This window comes from Streptomyces sp. NPDC059564 (assembly GCF_042735575.1).
GTDB lineage: Bacteria > Actinomycetota > Actinomycetes > Streptomycetales > Streptomycetaceae > Streptomyces.
Genome location: NZ_JBHWBP010000008.1, coordinates 28,054 through 46,062 on the forward strand (window position 1 = coordinate 28,054; position 18,009 = coordinate 46,062).

Here is an 18,009-nt window from a genome sequence, read left to right on the forward strand (position 1 = left end):
ACGGGCACATGTGCACCCTGCATCCACGCCCATGAAGAGTCCCACGTCAAGGGGGTTCCGGTCCGCCGGGTCTTCTGTTATCCACCCGGTACGCGTACGGCGCCCCGTATCGGGCGACGCGTACGGAGCGTATCGGCGCGAGGCCGGATCGTTATCCTCAATTCTCGCTCAGATGTGATGACGCTGTGCGCACCCGCTCACTACTGTCCTCCCAACCGACGGAGGACGGAGCAAGAAGCCGATGAGCGGAGTATCAGTGACCAAGGACGCGCAGGACGCGGCAGGTGCCGCGGACGGCCTGGTCGTACTGAGCAACGTCAACAAGCACTTCGGCGCGCTGCACGTGCTTCAGGACATCGATCTGAGCATTGCCCGCGGTGAGGTCGTCGTGGTGATCGGTCCCTCGGGATCGGGCAAGTCCACGCTGTGCAGGACCATCAACCGGCTGGAAACGATCGACTCGGGCACCATCACGCTCGACGGGAAGCCGCTGCCGGCCGAGGGCAAGGAACTCGCCCGGCTGCGTGCCGATGTCGGCATGGTGTTCCAGTCGTTCAACCTGTTCGCGCACAAGACGGTGCTCCAGAACGTGATGCTGGGTCAGCTCAAGGTCCGCAAGACGGACCAGGCAGCGGCGCTGGAGAAGGCGAAGTCGCTGCTGGACCGCGTGGGCGTCGGCACGCAGGCCGACAAGTACCCGGCCCAGCTGTCCGGAGGCCAGCAGCAGCGCGTCGCCATCGCCCGGGCACTGGCGATGGACCCGAAGGTGATGCTCTTCGACGAGCCCACCTCGGCGCTGGACCCGGAGATGATCAACGAGGTGCTGGAGGTCATGCAGCAGCTCGCGGCCGAGGGCATGACGATGGTCGTCGTCACGCACGAGATGGGCTTCGCCCGCTCGGCGGCGAACCGGGTCGTCTTCATGGCCGACGGAAAGATCGTCGAACAGGCCACGCCCGACCAGTTCTTCAGCAACCCGCGCAGCGACCGCGCCAAGGACTTCCTGTCGAAGATCCTGCACCACTGACGCCCGCGTCTGGTAGTGATCCGGTCGACGGCGCGTGCCGTCGCCCCACGACGTGATTCCGCTCGTCGTCCAACAACGTCTCATCCGAGGGAAGTTCACATGAAGGTTCTCAAGGTCGGCGCAGCCGTCGCCACGGCCGTCGTTCTCGCCATGACCGCGACCGCGTGCGGCGGCAAGAAGGACACGGCCTCCGACGCGGGGGCCTCCGGTGGCACCAAGTCCGACAAGGTCGTCATCGGCATCAAGTTCGACCAGCCGGGTCTGGGTCTGAAGACCCCCGACGGCAAGTTCACGGGCTTCGACGTCGACGTCGCCACCTACGTGGCCAAGGAACTCGGCTACCAGCCGGAGCAGATCGAGTTCAAGCAGGCCGTCAGCGCCGAGCGCGAGAACCTGATCTCCAACGGGGACGTGAAGTTCATCGTCGCCACCTACTCGATCAACGACAAGCGCAAGGCGAAGGTCGACTTCGCCGGCCCGTACTTCCTGGCCCACCAGGACCTGCTGGTCCGCGCCGACGACAGCAGCATCACCAAGGTCCAGGACCTCAACAAGAAGAAGCTCTGCTCGGTCACCGGCTCGACCTCCGCGCAGAACATCAAGAAGGACCTGGCGCCGGAGGCCGACCTCCAGGAGTTCCCGGGCTACTCCGAGTGCCTGACCGGCCTGGAGAACAAGGCCGTCGACGCCCTGACCACGGACAACTCGATCCTGGCCGGCTACGCCGCACAGGAGAAGAACAAGGGCAAGTTCAAGCTCGCCGGCCTGAACATGAGCAACGAGAACTACGGCATCGGTCTGAAGAAGGGCGACAAGGACCTCCAGACCAAGATCAACGCCGCGCTCAAGAAGATGGTCTCGGACGGCTCCTGGGAAGCGGCCGTGAAGAAGAACCTCGGCCCGGCCGACTACAAGAACGAGCCTGCCCCGCAGATCACCGAAGGCAGCTGATTTCCCGGTGAGGAGCGTCGCCGCCCGCCTGCCGCGGGCGGCGGCGCACCTCACCGGCCATCCTGGGGAGAGCGCAGGGCAACGTGTTCGACTTTCTTGATTCCGGGCAGTACGACCTGCTCGGAGCCTTCTGGGTGACGGTTCAGCTCACCCTCTACTCGGCGGTGGGTTCCCTCATATGGGGCACCGTCCTGGTCGGGATGCGGGTCAGCCCGGTCCCGCTGCTGCGGGGCTTCGGCACCGCCTACGTCAACCTGGTCCGCAACACTCCGCTGACCCTGCTGGTGATCGGGTGCTCGCTGGGTCTGTACCAGACCCTGACCATCAACCTGGGCGGCGACACCTCCAAGGAGACCGGGTTCCGGCTCGCCGTCCTCGCACTGATCGCCTACACCGGCACCTTCGTCTGCGAGGCGCTGCGCTCGGGCATCAACACCGTGCCCGTCGGGCAGGCCGAGGCCGCCCGCGCGCTGGGGCTGAGCTTCTTCCAGGTACTGACCCTGATCGTGCTCCCCCAGGCTTTCCGGGCGGTCGTCGCACCGCTCGCCAACGTACTGATCGCGCTCACCAAGAACACCACGGTGGCAGCGGCCATCGGCGTGGCCGAAGCGGCCCTGCTGATGAAGGAAATGGTCGAGAACGAGCCGCAGGCGCTCTTCGCCGTCTTCGGGATATTCGCGCTCGGCTTCTGTCTGCTGACCCTGCCCACCGGGCTGCTGCTGGGCTGGGTGGCCAAGCGAGTGGCGGTGAAGCGATGAGCTCCGTGCTGTACGACGTCCAGGGCCCCCGCGCCAAGGCGCGGAACTGGATATACGCCGGCGTCTTCCTCGTCCTGTTCGGACTCGCCGCCTGGTGGATCCTCTCCGTCATGGCGGACAAGCATCAGCTCGACGGCGACAAGTGGACCCCGTTCGTCACCGACAGCCGGATCTGGACGACCTTCCTGATCCCCGGTCTGCTCAAGACCCTGCAGGCCGGCGCGATCGCCATGGTCATCGCCCTGCCGCTGGGCGCCCTGCTGGGCATCGGCCGGCTCTCCGACCACGCCTGGGTCCGGGGCCCGATCGGCACGTTCGTGGAGTTCTTCCGCGCGATTCCGGTGCTGATGCTGATGCTGTTCAGCTCCGCCTTCTTCGTCCAGTTCACCACCGTGCCCTCCGAATCGCGTCCGCTGTACGCGGTGATCGCCGGCCTGGTCCTGTACAACGCGTCGGTCATCGCCGAGATCGTCCGGGCGGGCGTACTCTCCCTGCCGCGCGGCCAGACCGACGCCGCCAAGGCGATCGGCATGCGCAAGGGCCAGACCATGGCCTACGTGCTGATCCCGCAGGCCGTCACGGCCATGCTGCCGGCCCTGGTCAGCCAGCTCGTGGTGATCCTCAAGGACACCGCGCTCGGCGGCTCGCTGCTGGGCCTCACCGAACTGCTCTCGATGAACCGGCAGATCTCGGCGAACTACAGCAACACCATCGCCTCGCTCGTGGTGATCGCGCTGATCTACATCGCGGTGAACTTCGCGCTCACCAGCTTCGCCTCCTGGCTGGAGGGGCGGCTGCGGAAGTCCACCAAGAGCACCGGGGCCGTGGTCGGCGTCGCCGAGGTCAGCGACATGGCCACCGGCCGGGCGGTCTGACGCCGGGTCAGCGACAGCGCGTAACCTGTGTGGTGCGGCGGAGCCTTCCGCCGCACCACACGGCTTTGTGCGGACGGGTGTCACTTGACGCAGGCACCTCCAGTGGGTTGCATACGTTCTGTGATCACATACCGGACATCGGGAGCCCTGCCATGGACCCGGTGATCGTCGTCGGCGCGGGCCCGGTCGGACTGTCCCTCTCCCTCGCCCTGGCCGGCCACGGCGTACCCTGCGTCCTGCTCGACGAAGGGCCCGGCAAGGACGAGCCCCGGCCCGCCCGTTCGGTCGTCCTGCACTCCGACACCGCCGCCATGGCGCACCGGCTGGGCTGCACCACCCTGCGCGACGAGGGGGCCCACTTCGCGGCCTGGCGCACCATGAGGCGCCGTCAGGAGTCCGGGCGGATCACCTTCGAGGACCGGCCCGCGCCCCTGCACCTGCCGCAGCACGCCCTCACGCGCGGGCTGCGCGACGCCGCCTCCGCGCACCCCCTGGTCCAGCTGGTCACCGATGCCAAGCTGGACTCCCTGGAGCAGGACGGACGCGGGATCACCGCCCACACCCGGGGCGCCGAGACCACCTGGTGGCGCGGCAGCCACCTCGTCGGCTGCGACGGAGCCCGCTCCACCGTGCGCAAGCTGCTCGGCATCCGCTTCCCCGGCCGGACCGCCGTGGAGCGGCACGCCGTGGCCGCGCTGCGCGCCGAACTGCCCTGGCCCGGCGAAGCGTTGCTGCACCGCAACCCGCCCGCCGGGCCCGAGGAGGTCACCGCCCGGCCGCTGCCCGACGGCGTGTGGCGGCTGGACTGGCTGCTGCCCGCGCGCGGGGACCTGGTGACCCCGGACGCGCTCGTCACCCTCATCCGGGACACCCTGGCGGGCTGGTGCGGGGGCACGACTCCCCCGTACGACCTGATCGACACCGGGGTGCACACCCTGCACCACCGGCTCGCCCGGCGCTGGCGCGACGGCCGGGCCTTCCTCGCCGGGGACGCGGCGCACCTGCTGGGCGCGCTCGGCACCCAGGGGGTCGAGGAGGGGCTGCGCGACGCCGAGAACCTCGCCTGGAAGCTGGCCCTGGCCTGGCACCAGGGCGCCTCCGAGGCCCTGCTCGACAGCTACGAGGGCGAACGGCGCACCGCGGTCGCCGCCCGGCTGCGTGCCGCCGACCAGGCCATGCCCGCGCTGCGGGGCGGGAGCGGCCTGCGCACCCTCGTGCCCGGAGCCGCCCGTTCCGCGGAGGCCCTGCTCACCGACGGGCACCTGGGCCGGGGCCCGCTCGGCGCGGAGCCGGTGTACGCCCCGCCGATGGCCGTACGGGAGGTCCCGACGGCGACCGAGCCGGGCGGGCCGGTGGCGAACGTACCGGTGACGGCGCCCGACGGGGCGACCGTTCCGCTGCGCGACCTGCTGGGGCGGGGCCGGCTGCTGGTGCTCCTCGTCGCCCCGGGCACCGGGGTGTGGGACCGGCGGCACTGGCTGAGCGCCGGGCTGATGCCCCGGCTCGCGGCGGCGGTCAGCGCGCTGCCGGTCCGGGCCGAGCTGCTGGTCGCGGACGCCTACCCGGGGGCTCCGGCGCACACCGTGCTCCTCGTACGGCCCGACGGACACCTGGCGGCCACCTTCGCGGGGGTCCGCCCGGCGGAGCTGTACGAGGCGGCGGACGCGGTCCGTGCGGGCGCCCCGGCGGACGCTCCGAGGCAGTCCCCCTCCACCACGCCCACAGTGGTGATCGATTGACGCTCCTGGGCGCTCGTGGTTCACTCACCGTCATGACCGGCAACGACGTACGCCTGTGGCGGAGGGTTCACATGGACCTGCTCCGCTACGCGGGCTGCGTGTGTCGCCCTTCCTGCTGATTCGCCTTCCCCCTGCGCGCCCCGTGCCCCGTTCGGGCCCGCGCGCACTCTCGCGAACTTCCAGGACGGTCATCGCATGTCTGCTCCCGCACCCACGCACGCCCCCGCCCGCACCGCCGCGCCGACGGCGGCGGAACTCCTCGCCTTCGCGCTGCGCACCGCCGCCGATCCGGCGGTCGTGGATTCCCTGCCGCTGGATCCGCAGGGCCGCACCTGGATCCGGCTCGACGGTCCGGGCGGCAGCGAGGCCTGGCTGATCGGCTGGCCGCCCGGCACCGGCACCGGCTGGCACGACCACGCCGAGTCCCGGGGCGCCTTCGCCACGGCGCGGGGCCGGCTCACCGAACACTCCCTCACCGTGCGGCTGCCGTCCGAGGGCTGGCAGTCGCTGGAACTCGCCCCCGAGGTGGACCGCACCCGCAGCCTCGGCGCGGGCACCGGGCGGGCCTTCGGCGAGCACCACGTACACGAGGTCGTCAACGAGTCCCCGTCCGAGCACGCCGTCTCCGTCCACGCGTACTATCCGCCGCTGCCGCTGATCCGCCGGTACAGCCGCAGCGGCCCCGTCCTCACCCTGGAGCAGGTCGAGCGCCCGGCGGACTGGCAGTGAGCACCCCGGTCGGCATCGACGAGCTGCTGGAGCGGGTCCGCGAGGGCTACGCCCGCATCGAGCCGCAGGCCGCGTACGAGGCCTCGCTGGAGGGGGCGCTGCTGGTGGACATCCGCTACCAGGCGCTGCGCGAGCGGGACGGGCTGATCCCGGGCGCGGTGGTCGTCGAGCGCAACGAACTGGAGTGGCGCCTCGATCCGAGGGGCTCCCACCGCCTCCCGCAGGCCACCGGGCACGACCTGCGGGTCGTGGTGATCTGCAACGAGGGGTACGCCTCCACGCTGGCCGCGGCCTCCCTGCACACCCTGGGTCTGCACGGGGCGACGGATCTGACGGGCGGCTTCCAGGCCTGGAAGGCGGCCGGCCTCCCCGTCGTCTCCTCCTGACGCGTCCCTCGCACCGCCCGGCGCGGGGGCGCCTCACGGCTTCGGGCCGCTGCACCGGACTCCGTCCGGAGCCCGCGGCGGCCCGAGGCCACCGGCACGGCGGCCGGGCCTCGGACTCCGGGTTTCAGGCTCCCGGGTACCCGAGGTCGTCGGCGTCCTCGCCCTCCCTCTCCAGCGCGCGCCGGACCACCCGCAGGGCCATGCCCTCCGGGTATCCCTTGCGGGCGAGCATCCCGGCGAGGCGCCGGAGCCGCTTGTCCCGCTCCAGGCCCCGGGTGGAGCGGAGCTTGCGCTCCACGAGCTCCCGGGCCGTCTGCTCCTCCTGCTCGGAGTCCAGCTGTTCCAGCGCCTCCTGCACGAGGGTGGTGTGCACCCCCTTGGTCCGCAGCTCCCGCGCGAGCGCCCGGCGGGCCAGGCCCCGGCCGCGGTGGCGGGACTCGACCCAGGCTCCGGCGAAGGCGGCGTCGTCGATGAGGCCCACCTCCTCGTACCGGGAGAGGACCTCCTGCGCCACCTCCTCGGGGATGCCCCGCTTCTCCAGGGCGTCCGCGAGCTGGCGCCGCGTCCGCGGCATCCCGGTGAGCAGGCGCAGACAGATCGCCCGCGCCTGCTCCTCGGGACTCTGGGGCGGCAGCTCCTGGCGGCCCTCACGGCCGCCGTTCCCACCGCCCCCTTCCTGCTCCCGCACGGGTCAGCTCTTGGCCACGGCGGCCTTGGCCGTCGTCTTGGCCTTCGACGCCGGGGCGGGCACGGCAGCGGCGTCGGCCGGCGCGGCGGCCGCCTCGCCGGTCGTGGCGGCGGCATCCTTGCGGACACCCACGCCCAGCTTCTCCTTGATCTTCCGCTCGATCTCGTTGGCGAGGTCGGGGTTGTCCTTCAGGAAGTTGCGGGCGTTCTCCTTGCCCTGGCCGAGCTGGTCGCCCTCGTACGTGTACCAGGCGCCGGCCTTGCGCACGAAGCCGTGCTCCACGCCCATGTCGATCAGGCCGCCCTCGCGGCTGATGCCCTGGCCGTAGAGGATGTCGAACTCGGCCTGCTTGAAGGGCGGCGCGACCTTGTTCTTGACGACCTTGACGCGGGTGCGGTTGCCGACCGCGTCCGTGCCGTCCTTGAGGGTCTCGATGCGGCGGATGTCGAGACGTACGGAGGCGTAGAACTTCAGCGCGCGGCCACCGGTGGTGGTCTCGGGCGAGCCGAACATCACACCGATCTTCTCGCGGAGCTGGTTGATGAAGATCGCGGTGGTCTTGGACTGGTTGAGCGCACCGGTGATCTTGCGCAGGGCCTGGCTCATCAGACGGGCCTGGAGACCCACGTGCGAGTCGCCCATCTCACCCTCGATCTCCGCGCGCGGCACGAGCGCCGCGACGGAGTCGATGACGATCAGGTCGAGCGCGCCGGAGCGGACCAGCATGTCGACGATCTCCAGCGCCTGCTCGCCGGTGTCCGGCTGGGACAGGATGAGGTTGTCGGTGTCGACGCCGAGGGCCTTGGCGTACTCGGGGTCGAGCGCGTGCTCGGCGTCCACGAAGGCGACGGTGCCGCCGGCCTTCTGCGCGTTGGCCACGGCGTGCAGGGTCAGGGTGGTCTTACCGGAGGACTCCGGCCCGTACACCTCGATCACACGGCCGCGGGGCAGCCCGCCGACGCCGAGGGCGATGTCCAGCGCGGTCGACCCGGTGGGGATGACCTCGATGGGGTCGTTCGGCTTGTCGCCGAGGCGCATGACCGCACCCTTGCCGAATTGCCGTTCAATCTGTGCGAGCGCGGCGTCGAGAGCCTTCTCGCGGTCGGTGCCTGCCATGGGTTCCACCCGGTTTGCTTGAGTCGATCGCTTCACGCCATTGACGCTAACGCCTGCCACTGACAATGCGCTTCCACGCCCGGTTCGGCTGTGGATAACTCATCAGAATGGATGTTCGATTTCCGTGTCAAGCGCACCACGCCCGGCCACTTTGGACCACCGGGGATCCCGTGGTGCGGCACCGTTGCGAGACTCATGTCATGACCAGCGACAAAGCGCCGATCTTCCAGCAGTTCGTCAGCCCTGAAGGGATCACCGAAGACTTCCCCGAGGCCCTCGCCGAGTGCTGGACCGAGGTGTCCAACGCCGGCGGAGCGGCCGGGTTCCCCTTTCCCCCGGTCGATGCCGCCGAGGTCGCCGCCGCGGTCGGCCGCCTCATCGCGGGCCTCAGTCCGACGGGCAGCCGTCTCATCGCCGCCACGGTCGACGGCGGCCTGGCGGGCTGGCTCACCATCCGCCGCGACGCGCATCCGCTGGTGGCGCACTGGGGCACGCTGCACCACGTCCAGACCCGGCTCGGCGTGCGGGGGCGGGGCATCGGCGCGGGTCTCGTGCGCCGGGCCCGTGACGTCGCCCGGGACGAGATGGGCCTGGAGCAGCTGCACCTCGCCGTACGCGGAGGCGCCGGCCTCGAAGAGTTCTACGGCCGGCTCGGCTGGCAGGAGATCGGCCGCTGGCCCGGAGCCCTGCGCCTGGGCGCCGACGACGACCGCGACGAGGTCCTCATGCTGTTGTCGCCCCTGTAGCGCCCGGAGGGGCGCGGGGTCAGGCGGTCACGGAAGGGCGGGGGCGGTCCCAGCGGAGGGCCGCGAGGGTGGCCGGGACGGCCACGAGGGCGCAGGAGGCCGCCGTCAGGGTCACGGCCGTCCAGCCGTCCGCGACGCGCCCGGCGATGAACCCCGCGGCGAGCGGTACGACCAGCACGGCCAGGCCCTTCGCGACGCCGAACCGGACCTGCGGGGCGTACGGACGGCCGGTGGCGGAGCGCCGGGCCCGCCGGGCGGTGCCGAGCGCCGCGAGCAGGGCCAGGGCCGCCGCCCAGACGCCGGCCAGCGCGATCCCGGCGGACATGGCGGCCTTCTCGTCCGGAAGCCCCGGCAGCGTCTCGCCGGTGCCGTCGCGGCTGACGGAGACCTGGACGTCGCGCCAGGTGGTGACCTCCACCTCGACCCCCGGCTCGATGCGCTCCGACAGCGCTCCGGCCGCGTCCAGGTCGAAGGGCCGGTCGGCGGGGGCCGGGACGGGGGGCCGCAGCCGCACGCGGAAGACCGTGGCCTTGCCGCTCTTGACGTCTTCGGCGGAGAGCACCGTCGCGCGGGTCGTGCGCAGGCAGTCCGCCCGGGCCCCGGCCGGCTCCCGCGCGCCACAGGGCCGCGCGGCCGAGAAGGCCTTCTCGGTGGCGACCTCCTCGGGAACGCCGAGGGCCGGGATCGCGGAGAGCGCCAGCAGCGCCGGCCCCAGCAGCGCCCACGCCCCGGCCCGCCACCACGCCCACCGGTGGCGGGCCGGCTCCACCCGCTCCCCCGTCCGCACAGCCATCCCGTGTCCCCCTTCGCCTCCCCACCAGTGGGCCTCGCGCCAACGACCGGGCGCCAGGCCACACTCCGGCACCTTCCCCCGGGCCCGGTTGCCGGGGCCCGGCAGCCCGGACCGCCGTGGCGGCCGACGGGCGCATGATGGAGGCATGAGCGACGGCGACGAGTTCCTGGCGTGGGTCCGGACCGCCCTGTACGAGGCGGAGCTCGCGCTGCACAACGGCGACCCGGAGCCCCGGCGGGCGCTGTGGTCGCGCGACGAGCCGGTCAGCGTGCTGGGGGCCTGGCGCAACGCCCGCGGACGGCACGAGGTCGACGCGCTCTTCAGCGCCCTCGGGGAGAGCTTCTCCGACTGCACGTCCTACGCCTTCGAGCTGCTCGCGTACGACGTCGTGGGCGACATGGCCTACACGGCCGGACTGGAGCACACCTCCGTCTCCGTCGACGGCGTGCCGAGGAGCTACACGCTGCGGGCCACGCAGGTGTACCGCCGCGAGGACGGCGCGTGGAGGGTGGCCCACCGGCACGGCGACACCGTGACGCCGTGACTGCCTGACGCACGCACGCCCGGCCCCGCCGACGGGAGAGTGCCGGCGGGACCGGGCGGACAGGGTGGGTGCGGGTTACGGCTTCGGCAGGGTGCAGCCGGGCCGGTTCAGGTCGATCTGATTGCCGGCGCCGATGCAGGGGACGAGGATGTACGTCTCCTGGGCGTAGTTGATGCCCTGGCGGACCGTCACCTGGCCGTTCTCGTCCACCTCGCACGGGTTGTTGTCCGTGCAGCGCTGGCCGTCCTCGTTGCCGGTGTTGTTGACGGCGACGACCTTGCCGGTCGTCGTGTCGATCACCGGCGAGCCGGAGGTACCGCCGATGGTGTTGCAGGACGAGGTGTAGCGGACCGAGTCCTTCCAGGTCCAGGCGCCCTCCTTGAGGCGGTACGCGAACCCGTCGACGTTGCAGCTGTAGGTGCGCTTCCAGTACCCGGACACCACCTTGATCGACGAACCCTGCGTGGGGCGGGCGTCGTTGAGGGTGAGCGCGCCGATGCCGTACTGGCTCTGGATCTGCGCGTACGTCTTGGTCAGCTGGTACAGCGAGACGTCCGTGTCCGTCATCGTCCCGTACGCGATCTTGCTGGCGCGCAGCGTCGCGACCTTGGAGCCGGACGCGTTGAGCAGCGAGAACGAACGGCTGGAGGCCCGGTTCACGAGGACCTCGCCGGCCGCCGGGAAGCCGGTCTCCAGACAGTGGCCGTTGGAGAGGACGAGCGCCGGGTCGCCCGGCTGGGAGCTGGGCGTACGGACCACGGAGCCGGAGCAGTTGCTGAGCGCGACGGTGCCCGCGTAGGTGACCGCGACGGCCGGTGCCGCCGGGGCCGTCGACCGGCCGGTGTCCCGGGGGGCCGAGGCAACGGCCGGCGCCGCCGCGGCTCCTGTCAGGAGCAGGGACAGCGCGAGGCCGGCGAGAGGCTTGTTCATGTGGGGGTTCCCCTCTGGTGACGAATGCGACCGAAGATCCTTCGGTTGTCATGCGCATTCTCAGTTGACCGGAGTCAACTCACAAGAGGGCCTTGACAGTTGAGAAACCGACGCCCACCCGGATCACGGACCCTTCCCCCCTCAACCGCCCCAACGCCCCACGAGGCGGGCACGGAACCGCATACCGGGACGCATCCACCACCGCCCCGACCTGGCGGAAAACAGCCCTTCCATGGCCGGTACCCTGCGGTGCCCCCGACGACGGGGGCCGTGAAATTCCGCTCAGGAGGACCCATGGCCATCAAGAAGGCCACGATCCAGCAGCAGGTGGCAGACGCCCTCACCCAGGCGAACCCCACCGACAGGCCCATCGTCACGATCCAGGCCATCGCCGGCCCCAGCGTGTGGCTGATGAACATGCTCGGCCTCATCGGCCAGGCGTTCCTCACCTATTACTTCGTCACCGTCACCGAGCAGGCCGTGGTCCTCCACAAGGCGAGCCGGATGAGCAACCGCCCGCAGGAGATCGTCTTCGCGATACCGCCCGCCCAGGCCGTCGGGACCGTCACCGACATCAAGCGCAACGCCATCTGGAGCTCGTTCCGCATCCAGCTCCCCGGCCACACGTCGCCGACCCGGATGAACGTGCACCGCATCTGGCGCGGCGAGATGGACCAGCTGCTCGGCCTGCTGACCGGGCAGACCCAGCCCGCCGCCTGACGCCGGCCGCGCGCCGGCGGGTGCGGGGGACCGCGTCCCCAGCCCCCCGCACCCCCGGCACGCGCCCCCGGCTCACCACCAGTACACGGGATACCGCGCGGCCCCCGGCCGCAGCCGCGAGGCGGCCATCCCCGCCAGCACCAGCACCGCCGCCGCACCGGCCAGCAGCGGTACGAACCACACCGGATCCGGCGCCTGCGTCACCACCACCACGGTGGTCGCCGCCGCCGGCGAATGCGGGGTCCGGGCCAGTGTCATGAGCCCCACCGCCACCCCCGCCCCGAGCGCCGCCACCCACGGCGCGCGCCCGAGCAGCGCCAGCGCCAGATAGCCGGCCGCCGCGCACAGCAGGTGCCCCGCGATGACGCTGCGCGGCTGGGCCAGGGGCAGCGCGGGCACCCCGTAGACGATGGCCGCGCTCGCCGCGATCGGCGGGATCAGTACGGGCTCGCACAGCAGCGCGCCGATGCCGACCAGCGCCAGCAGCGCGGCCGCCGCCACCGTACCGCTGTGCAGGGCGGTGGCCCGGGCGGGTGCGGCGGGCGCGGGGGCCCGCCCCGCGAGCGGGCGCAGGGCGGCCAGGCCGTGACCCCGGGCGGCCACCGCCGTCCGGGCGGGCTGTTCGGTACTCGTGTCCACGCTCATGGCCGCCAGGTCTACCGGTGCCCCACATTCCGGCCCTATACCGAGAGGCCCCCGCATCGGCGACCGGCCGGCAGCCGACCAACCGACCGCCAACCGACTGACAACCAACGGTTGACACCCCCGGGGTGTCAACCTAGGGTTGCACCCATGACGAACCCTTCCGTGGAACCCGTGGAACCCGTCCGCATGACCAACCCGGTCCGCCTCGACGATCTGATCGAGGCCATCAAGAAGGTCCACACCGACACCCTGGATCAGCTCAGCGACGCGGTCGTCGCCGCCGAGGCCCTCGGTGACGTGGCCGACCACCTCATCGGCCACTTCGTCGACCAGGCCCGCCGCTCCGGCGCCTCCTGGACCGACATCGGCCGCAGCATGGGCGTCACCCGCCAGGCCGCGCAGAAGCGCTTCGTGCCCAAGGCCGACAAGGAGGGCGACGCCGGCCTCGACCCGAGCCAGGGCTTCGGACGCTTCACCCCCCGCGCCCGCAACGTCGTCGTGAGCGCCCAGAACGAGGCCCGCGCGGCCGGCCACACCGAGATCCGCCCCGAGCACCTGGCCCTGGGCCTGCTCGCCGAACCCGAGGGCCTCTGGGTCGCGGTGCTCACCGCCCGGCAGCTCACGCCCGCCGACGTCCGCACCGCCGTCACCGCCGCCCTGCCCGAGCCCTCCGGCGCGCCCGTGCCGGACCTGGTCCCCTTCGACGCCGCCGCCAAGAAGGCCCTGGAGCTCACCTTCCGCGAGGCCCTGCGCCTGGGCCACGGCTACGTCGGCACCGAGCACATCCTGCTCGCCCTCCTCGAACTGGAGGACGGCGACGGCGTGCTGAGCCGCCTCGGGCTCGACAAGGCCGGGGCCGAGGCCGCCATCAGCGCGCTCCTGGCCTCCGTACTCGGCGGATCCGGGGACGGCGGGCAGCCGTGACCGGCGCCGGTTCGGTGACCTCGTAGCGCTTGACGTACGCGCCGAGGAAGGCCTGCAGGGTGGCGACGGCCGGGATCGCGATGAGCGCCCCGACCGCGCCCAGCAGGGCGGTGCCGGCGATCACCGACCCGAAGGCCACCGCCGGATGGATGTCGACCGTCTTCGCGGTCAGCTTCGGCTGGAGCACGTAGTTCTCGAACTGCTGGTAGACCACCACGAATCCGAGCACGTACAGGGCGTACCAGGGGTCGACCGTGAAGGCGATCAGCATCGGCAGCGCGCCCGCCAGGTAGGTGCCGATGGTGGGGATGAACTGGGAGACCAGCCCCACCCACACCGCGAGGGCGGGCGCGTACGGCACGTGCAGGAGCACGAAGACGATGTAGTGCGCGATGCCGGAGATCAGTGCCATCAGGCCGCGGGAGTACAGGTAGCCGCCCGTCTTGGCGACGGCGATCTCCCAGGCCCGCAGCACCTCCGACTGCTTGGAGGGCGGCAGTACGGAGCACAGCGCGCGCCGCAGGCGGGGCCCGTCGGCGGCGAAGTAGAAGGCGAACAGGCCGACCGTCAGCAGCCTGAAGAGCCCGCCGAGCACGGTGGTGGACACGTCGAGCACGCCGGACGCGCTGTTCTGCACGTACTTCTGGAGCCAGTCGGAGTGCAGCAGGCTGTCCTGTATGTCCAGCCGGGACAGATCGGTGTGGAAGGTCCTGTTGATCCAGCTGATCACCGAGTCGAGGGTGCCCGGGAAGCCCTCCACGATGTCGACGATCTGCCCGGCGAGCATCGAGCCGAGCAGCGCGAGGAAGCCCGCGGTCGCGACGAACACCCCGAGGGTCACCAGGAAGGTGGCCAGCCCGCGGCGCATGCCCCGGGCGGCCATCCTGGCCACGGCGGGTTCGATCGCGAGCGCGAGGAAGAACGCGATCAGGACGTTGACGAGGAGCCCGATCAGCTGGTGGAAGACCCAGCTGCCGAGCTGGAAGCAGGCGACCAGGGCCAGTACGAGGACCACCGCGCGCGGCAGCCAGCGCGGCATCCGCGCGTCCGCCCCGGACCGGGCGGCCCCGTCGGCGTCCGACGGCCCGGACGGCGGACCTGACGGCGGCGGGCCTCCCCGGAGGTCCGCGGTCGGATCGGTCGTCGTCTCATCACTGGCTGCCACGCCGCCCAGTGTGTCCCACGCGCTTCGCGAACCACGAAGCGGTGCCCGCCTCAGCGCATGGAGGCCGGCACGTCCATGGCCGAACACACCGCGCGCCACACGTCCTTGGCCTCCCAGCCCGCCTCCAGCGCCTGGTGGACGGTGCGTCCGCCGAGCTCCGTCATCACGTGGTCCCGGGCGAAGGACTCGGCGTAGCCCGCACCGAAGTGCTCGGCCATCCGCTCCCAGAAAATCGTCAACCGCATGCCTCCAGTATCCCGCCCGGGAGAGTGCACCCGTCCCATTGGTCCCCTCCTTCCCCAGCGGGCGTCCTACGGTGGCACGCATGCCTGGAGACGAATCTCCCCCACCGGCCCCGCCCGCCCCACTGGCCCGTGCCGAACAGTTCATCTGGCTCACGGCCCGGGTGCTGGAGCAGCGGCGGTTCTCCTTCCACTTCCTCGGCGGCGACGCCGACGCGGTGGACGCGGCCCTCGGCGCGTACCTGGGCGGCGACGGCGGCTACGGACACGCGCTGGACCCGGATCTGCGCGGCCCGCTGAGCCAGCCCCTGCACACCGCGCACGCCCTGCGGGTCCTCGACAGCCTCGGCCGCTGCTCCGGGCAGCGCATCGAGCGGCTCTGCCGCCACCTCACCGGGGTCTCCACCGCCGACGGCGCGCTCCCGCTGGTCCTGCCGGCCCCGCGCGCCTACCCGGCCGCCCCCTACCACCCCGTGTACGACGACCCGCCGGGCGAGCTGCTGACCACGGGCCCCGTCGTCGGGGTCCTGCACCGCAACCGGATCTGGCACGCCTGGCTGTTCCGCGCCACGGACTTCTGCTGGGAGCGGATCGAGACGCTGCGCCACTCGCACCCGTACGAGGTCCAGAGCGCGGTGGCCTTCCTCGACGGCGCCCCCGACCGGGCCCGCGCCGCGGCGGCCGCGGACCAGCTGGGCCGGCTCGTGCGCGAGCGGCGCCTGGCGGTGCTCGACCCGGCCCGGCGCGAGGAGTACCCGCCCGCCCCCGGCTACGCGCCCGGCGAGCAGCTCTTCCCGTACGACTACGCGCGGCGGCCGGAGTCACTGGCCCGGAGCTGGTTCACCGACGAGGAGATGCGCCGCGCGCTGGACTTCCTCGCGGCGGAGCAGCAGCCCGACGGCGGCTGGCCGGTGCGCCGCCGGGCCTGGGCGCCGGGCAGCTCGCTGGAGCGGCGGCCGATCGCCACCCTGGAGGCGCTGCTGACGCTGCGCGCGTACGGGCGGCCGGTGGGCGCGGCCGGACCGGGCGGGCCGGGCGGCGCCGTCAGCCCGCCAGGGCCCGTACGCCCGCGGTGACCAGCACCGCCGCCCCGACCACGACGAGGAAGGGGGCGCGCAGCAGCAGGGCGAGCCCGGCGGCGGCCAGCCCGGCGGCCCGGGCGTCGAGGACCAGCTCGTGGCCGGTGCTGAAGGTCTGCTGGGCGGTGAGCGCGGCGAGCAGCGCGACCGGCAGCAGGGCGGACAGCCTGCGCACCGCGGGCCGTTCCAGGGCCCCGGCCGGGACGAGCAGTCCGGCGAGCTTGACGGCGTAGCAGCCGACGACGGTGATCCCGATGGCGATCCAGACGTTCACGAGCGGCGTCCCTTCATCCACAGCACGGCGGGCGCGGCCAGCGCGGCGATCAGCACGGGCACCCCGGAGGGCAGGACGGGCAGGAAGCCCAGCCCGAGGACGAGGGCGAGGCCCGCGACGGCCCGCTCGGTGCCGGTCTTGAGCATCGGCGCGAGCAGCGCGAGGAACACGGCGGGCCCGGCCGCGTCCAGTCCCCAGGCGGAGGTGTCCCCGATGGCCTCGGCGCCGAGCGCGCCCAGCAGGGTGGTCAGGTTCCACAGCAGGTAGAGGCTGAGGCCGGTGACGGTGAACCCGAGCCGGGCCGACGTGCGGTCGGGCTGGGCCAGCGCCACGGCGGTGGTCTCGTCGATCACCCAGTGCGCCGCGAAGGGGCGCACGGCCCGGGGCAGCGCCAGCAGCCGCGACAGCCGCAGCCCGTAGAAGGCGTTGCGGGTGCCGAGGAAGAAGGCCCCGGCGGCCGCGGTGAAGGGGTTCCCGCCCGCGGCGAGGGCGCCGACCAGGGCGAACTGCGAGGCCCCGGTGAAGACGAGCAGGCTCAGCGCACAGGCCTGCAGCACGCTGATCCCGGCCCCGGCGGCGGTCACCCCGAAGGCGAATCCCGACAGGCCGACGGCCACGCCCACCCCGAGTGCGTCGCGCACGACCGCGGCCCGCGGCTGCCCGGGGGCCGTCTCCCCGGGGGTCTCTCGTATCACTGTCCGATGTTCTGCCACGCCCCGAACGTACGCGGGCCGCGGCGGCCGGGTCTTGTACGTTCTTGCACGTCCGGGCCCCCGACCGGCCGCCGCGGCTAGCCCGCGGCCCGCTCCCGCCGGTACGCGCCCGGGGGAACCCCGACGATCCGGGTGAAGTGCCGGTTCAGGTGCGGCTGGTCGGTGAAGCCGACGCTGACGGCGGCCTCGGCGGGCGGGGTGCCCGCGTCGAGCAGCAGTCGCGCGCGGCGGACCCGGGCGTCGGTGAGCCAGGTGTGGGGCGGCATCCCGTACCGGTCGCGGAAGGCCCGCAGCAGGGCGAAGGGGCTGGTCCCGAGTTCCGCCGCGAGCTGCTCCAGCGAGGGCGGCCGCGCGATGCGCTCCTCCAGGACGGCCCGGGCCCGCTCGGCGTCGGCGGCGCCCGCGCGCCGTGCCGTACGGGCGGGCAGCGGGGCCGCGTGCCGGGTGAGCATCCGCGCCACCACGCCCCGCAGCAGGGTGTCGGCGGCGAGCGCGTTCCCGGCCTCGGCGGCCCGGTGGACCTCGGTGATCACCCGTGAGGCGTCCGGGTCGCTGACCATGTCGGCGGTGAAACCGGGGGTGCCGCGCAGGCTGCCGATCTCGGCGGCGACCTCGCCGATCAGGTCCCGGGAGGGGTAGAGGGTGGCGTACGCCCAGCCCTCGGGCACCCCGGCGCGCGCGGTGTGCGCCACCTCGGGGTTGATCAGCACCACACTGCCGGGACCGGCCCGTACGGTGCGGGCGGGCAGGCCGACCTCCTCGACGCCACCGGTGACGGCCGCGATGACGTACCCGTCGTGCGCGTGGCGGGGGAAGGTGTGGCGTACGTAGTGGGCGCGCAGCAGGTCCAGCCCGGGCAGCTGTGCGTACTGCCAGTGCCGTGCCCACTCCCGGCGGCCCGTGTCCTGCCCGGCGCTCCCGTCCGTCCCCATGACCCCATTCTGCGCGCCGCCGCCGGGGGCGTC

Annotated in this window: 23 protein-coding genes; 13 read left to right on the top strand and 10 right to left on the bottom strand. The window is 72.5% G+C overall.

Annotated elements, in window-relative coordinates; genetic code table 11:
• The first annotated feature begins 241 nt into the window (after positions 1 to 241).
• The 8 genes from ACFV0Q_RS03485 to ACFV0Q_RS03520 all read left to right on the top strand — a co-directional run bounded on the left by ACFV0Q_RS03485 (position 242) and on the right by ACFV0Q_RS03520 (position 6,465).
• Positions 242 to 1,027: an amino acid ABC transporter ATP-binding protein gene (locus ACFV0Q_RS03485; RefSeq protein ID WP_384999780.1), complete on the top strand. Its 786-nt coding sequence runs from the start codon at positions 242 to 244 to the stop codon at positions 1,025 to 1,027.
• Between the two features lie 99 nt (positions 1,028 to 1,126).
• Positions 1,127 to 1,978 (top strand): glutamate ABC transporter substrate-binding protein, encoded by an 852-nt coding sequence (locus tag ACFV0Q_RS03490; RefSeq protein WP_384999782.1) that lies wholly within the window; start codon positions 1,127 to 1,129, stop codon positions 1,976 to 1,978.
• A gap of 83 nt (positions 1,979 to 2,061) precedes the next feature.
• Positions 2,062 to 2,736, top strand: a complete 675-nt coding sequence (locus ACFV0Q_RS03495; protein ID WP_384999785.1) for an amino acid ABC transporter permease — start codon at positions 2,062 to 2,064, stop codon at positions 2,734 to 2,736.
• The gene (locus ACFV0Q_RS03500; RefSeq protein ID WP_384999788.1) at positions 2,733 to 3,611 is read left to right on the top strand and encodes an amino acid ABC transporter permease; all 879 of its coding nucleotides are present in this window, start codon (positions 2,733 to 2,735) and stop codon (positions 3,609 to 3,611) included. Before ACFV0Q_RS03495 ends, ACFV0Q_RS03500 begins: the two co-directional genes overlap by 4 nt.
• A gap of 152 nt (positions 3,612 to 3,763) precedes the next feature.
• Complete coding sequence (locus tag ACFV0Q_RS03505; protein ID WP_384999791.1) at positions 3,764 to 5,350, top strand: FAD-dependent monooxygenase; 1,587 nt, start codon at positions 3,764 to 3,766, stop codon at positions 5,348 to 5,350.
• 71 nt (positions 5,351 to 5,421) lie between these two features.
• A complete protein-coding gene (locus ACFV0Q_RS03510; protein WP_311314449.1) occupies positions 5,422 to 5,469 on the top strand; it encodes a hypothetical protein in 48 nt (15 codons plus the stop codon).
• Between the two features lie 76 nt (positions 5,470 to 5,545).
• The gene (locus ACFV0Q_RS03515) at positions 5,546 to 6,079 is read left to right on the top strand and encodes a cysteine dioxygenase (protein ID WP_384999794.1); all 534 of its coding nucleotides are present in this window, start codon (positions 5,546 to 5,548) and stop codon (positions 6,077 to 6,079) included.
• Positions 6,076 to 6,465 carry a rhodanese-like domain-containing protein gene (locus tag ACFV0Q_RS03520; RefSeq protein ID WP_384999797.1) on the top strand — a complete coding sequence of 130 codons (390 nt, stop codon included), beginning with the start codon at positions 6,076 to 6,078 and terminating at the stop codon, positions 6,463 to 6,465. Before ACFV0Q_RS03515 ends, ACFV0Q_RS03520 begins: the two co-directional genes overlap by 4 nt.
• 124 nt (positions 6,466 to 6,589) lie before the next feature.
• Here the strand turns inward: ACFV0Q_RS03520 and recX are convergent, their stop codons facing one another.
• Positions 6,590 to 7,153 (bottom strand): recombination regulator RecX, encoded by a 564-nt coding sequence (recX, locus tag ACFV0Q_RS03525; RefSeq protein ID WP_384999800.1) that lies wholly within the window; start codon positions 7,151 to 7,153, stop codon positions 6,590 to 6,592.
• A gap of 3 nt (positions 7,154 to 7,156) precedes the next feature.
• Positions 7,157 to 8,269, bottom strand: coding sequence for a recombinase RecA (gene recA, locus ACFV0Q_RS03530; RefSeq protein ID WP_384999803.1), 1,113 nt, complete (start codon positions 8,267 to 8,269; stop codon positions 7,157 to 7,159).
• Between the two features lie 200 nt (positions 8,270 to 8,469).
• Between recA and ACFV0Q_RS03535 the strand changes: the two genes are divergently transcribed.
• A complete protein-coding gene (locus tag ACFV0Q_RS03535; protein WP_384999806.1) occupies positions 8,470 to 9,015 on the top strand; it encodes a GNAT family N-acetyltransferase in 546 nt (181 codons plus the stop codon).
• 19 nt (positions 9,016 to 9,034) lie between these two features.
• Here ACFV0Q_RS03535 and ACFV0Q_RS03540 read toward each other — a convergent pair whose 3' ends face one another.
• Positions 9,035 to 9,808 (bottom strand): hypothetical protein, encoded by a 774-nt coding sequence (locus tag ACFV0Q_RS03540; protein WP_384999809.1) that lies wholly within the window; start codon positions 9,806 to 9,808, stop codon positions 9,035 to 9,037.
• A 145-nt stretch (positions 9,809 to 9,953) separates the two neighbouring features.
• Between ACFV0Q_RS03540 and ACFV0Q_RS03545 the strand changes: the two genes are divergently transcribed.
• Complete coding sequence (locus tag ACFV0Q_RS03545; protein ID WP_384999812.1) at positions 9,954 to 10,352, top strand: nuclear transport factor 2 family protein; 399 nt, start codon at positions 9,954 to 9,956, stop codon at positions 10,350 to 10,352.
• A gap of 75 nt (positions 10,353 to 10,427) precedes the next feature.
• On the opposite strand, the gene ACFV0Q_RS03550 is transcribed toward ACFV0Q_RS03545, so the two are convergent.
• A complete protein-coding gene (locus ACFV0Q_RS03550; RefSeq protein ID WP_384999815.1) occupies positions 10,428 to 11,282 on the bottom strand; it encodes a serine protease in 855 nt (284 codons plus the stop codon).
• A 294-nt stretch (positions 11,283 to 11,576) separates the two neighbouring features.
• Between ACFV0Q_RS03550 and ACFV0Q_RS03555 the strand changes: the two genes are divergently transcribed.
• A complete protein-coding gene (locus ACFV0Q_RS03555; RefSeq protein WP_384999818.1) occupies positions 11,577 to 12,002 on the top strand; it encodes a hypothetical protein in 426 nt (141 codons plus the stop codon).
• Positions 12,003 to 12,074: 72 nt separating this feature from the next.
• On the opposite strand, the gene ACFV0Q_RS03560 is transcribed toward ACFV0Q_RS03555, so the two are convergent.
• The gene (locus tag ACFV0Q_RS03560; RefSeq protein ID WP_384999821.1) at positions 12,075 to 12,647 is read right to left on the bottom strand and encodes an HPP family protein; all 573 of its coding nucleotides are present in this window, start codon (positions 12,645 to 12,647) and stop codon (positions 12,075 to 12,077) included.
• 147 nt (positions 12,648 to 12,794) lie between these two features.
• Between ACFV0Q_RS03560 and ACFV0Q_RS03565 the strand changes: the two genes are divergently transcribed.
• Entirely contained in the window at positions 12,795 to 13,571 is a 777-nt protein-coding gene (locus ACFV0Q_RS03565) for a Clp protease N-terminal domain-containing protein (RefSeq protein WP_384999824.1), read from the top strand.
• On the opposite strand, the gene ACFV0Q_RS03570 is transcribed toward ACFV0Q_RS03565, so the two are convergent.
• Both ACFV0Q_RS03570 and ACFV0Q_RS03575 read right to left on the bottom strand, forming a co-directional pair.
• A complete protein-coding gene (locus ACFV0Q_RS03570) occupies positions 13,516 to 14,610 on the bottom strand; it encodes an AI-2E family transporter (RefSeq protein WP_384999882.1) in 1,095 nt (364 codons plus the stop codon). The two genes, ACFV0Q_RS03565 and ACFV0Q_RS03570, sit on opposite strands and share 56 nt — an antisense overlap.
• A 176-nt stretch (positions 14,611 to 14,786) precedes the next feature.
• A complete protein-coding gene (locus ACFV0Q_RS03575) occupies positions 14,787 to 14,981 on the bottom strand; it encodes a DUF3046 domain-containing protein (protein ID WP_384999827.1) in 195 nt (64 codons plus the stop codon).
• 80 nt (positions 14,982 to 15,061) lie between these two features.
• On the opposite strand from ACFV0Q_RS03575, the gene ACFV0Q_RS03580 reads away from it, so the two are divergent.
• On the top strand, positions 15,062 to 16,054 hold the full coding sequence (locus ACFV0Q_RS03580; protein WP_384999830.1) for a hypothetical protein: 993 nt from the start codon (positions 15,062 to 15,064) through the stop codon (positions 16,052 to 16,054).
• Here the strand turns inward: ACFV0Q_RS03580 and ACFV0Q_RS03585 are convergent.
• The 3 genes from ACFV0Q_RS03585 to ACFV0Q_RS03595 form a co-directional block, all read right to left on the bottom strand.
• Positions 16,023 to 16,331 carry an AzlD domain-containing protein gene (locus tag ACFV0Q_RS03585; RefSeq protein WP_384999833.1) on the bottom strand — a complete coding sequence of 103 codons (309 nt, stop codon included), beginning with the start codon at positions 16,329 to 16,331 and terminating at the stop codon, positions 16,023 to 16,025. The two genes, ACFV0Q_RS03580 and ACFV0Q_RS03585, sit on opposite strands and share 32 nt — an antisense overlap.
• The gene (locus ACFV0Q_RS03590; RefSeq protein ID WP_384999835.1) at positions 16,328 to 17,044 is read right to left on the bottom strand and encodes an AzlC family ABC transporter permease; all 717 of its coding nucleotides are present in this window, start codon (positions 17,042 to 17,044) and stop codon (positions 16,328 to 16,330) included. Before ACFV0Q_RS03590 ends, ACFV0Q_RS03585 begins: the two co-directional genes overlap by 4 nt.
• 77 nt (positions 17,045 to 17,121) lie before the next feature.
• Positions 17,122 to 17,976, bottom strand: a complete 855-nt coding sequence (locus tag ACFV0Q_RS03595; protein ID WP_384999838.1) for an AraC family transcriptional regulator — start codon at positions 17,974 to 17,976, stop codon at positions 17,122 to 17,124.
• Positions 17,977 to 18,009 lie beyond the last annotated feature (33 nt).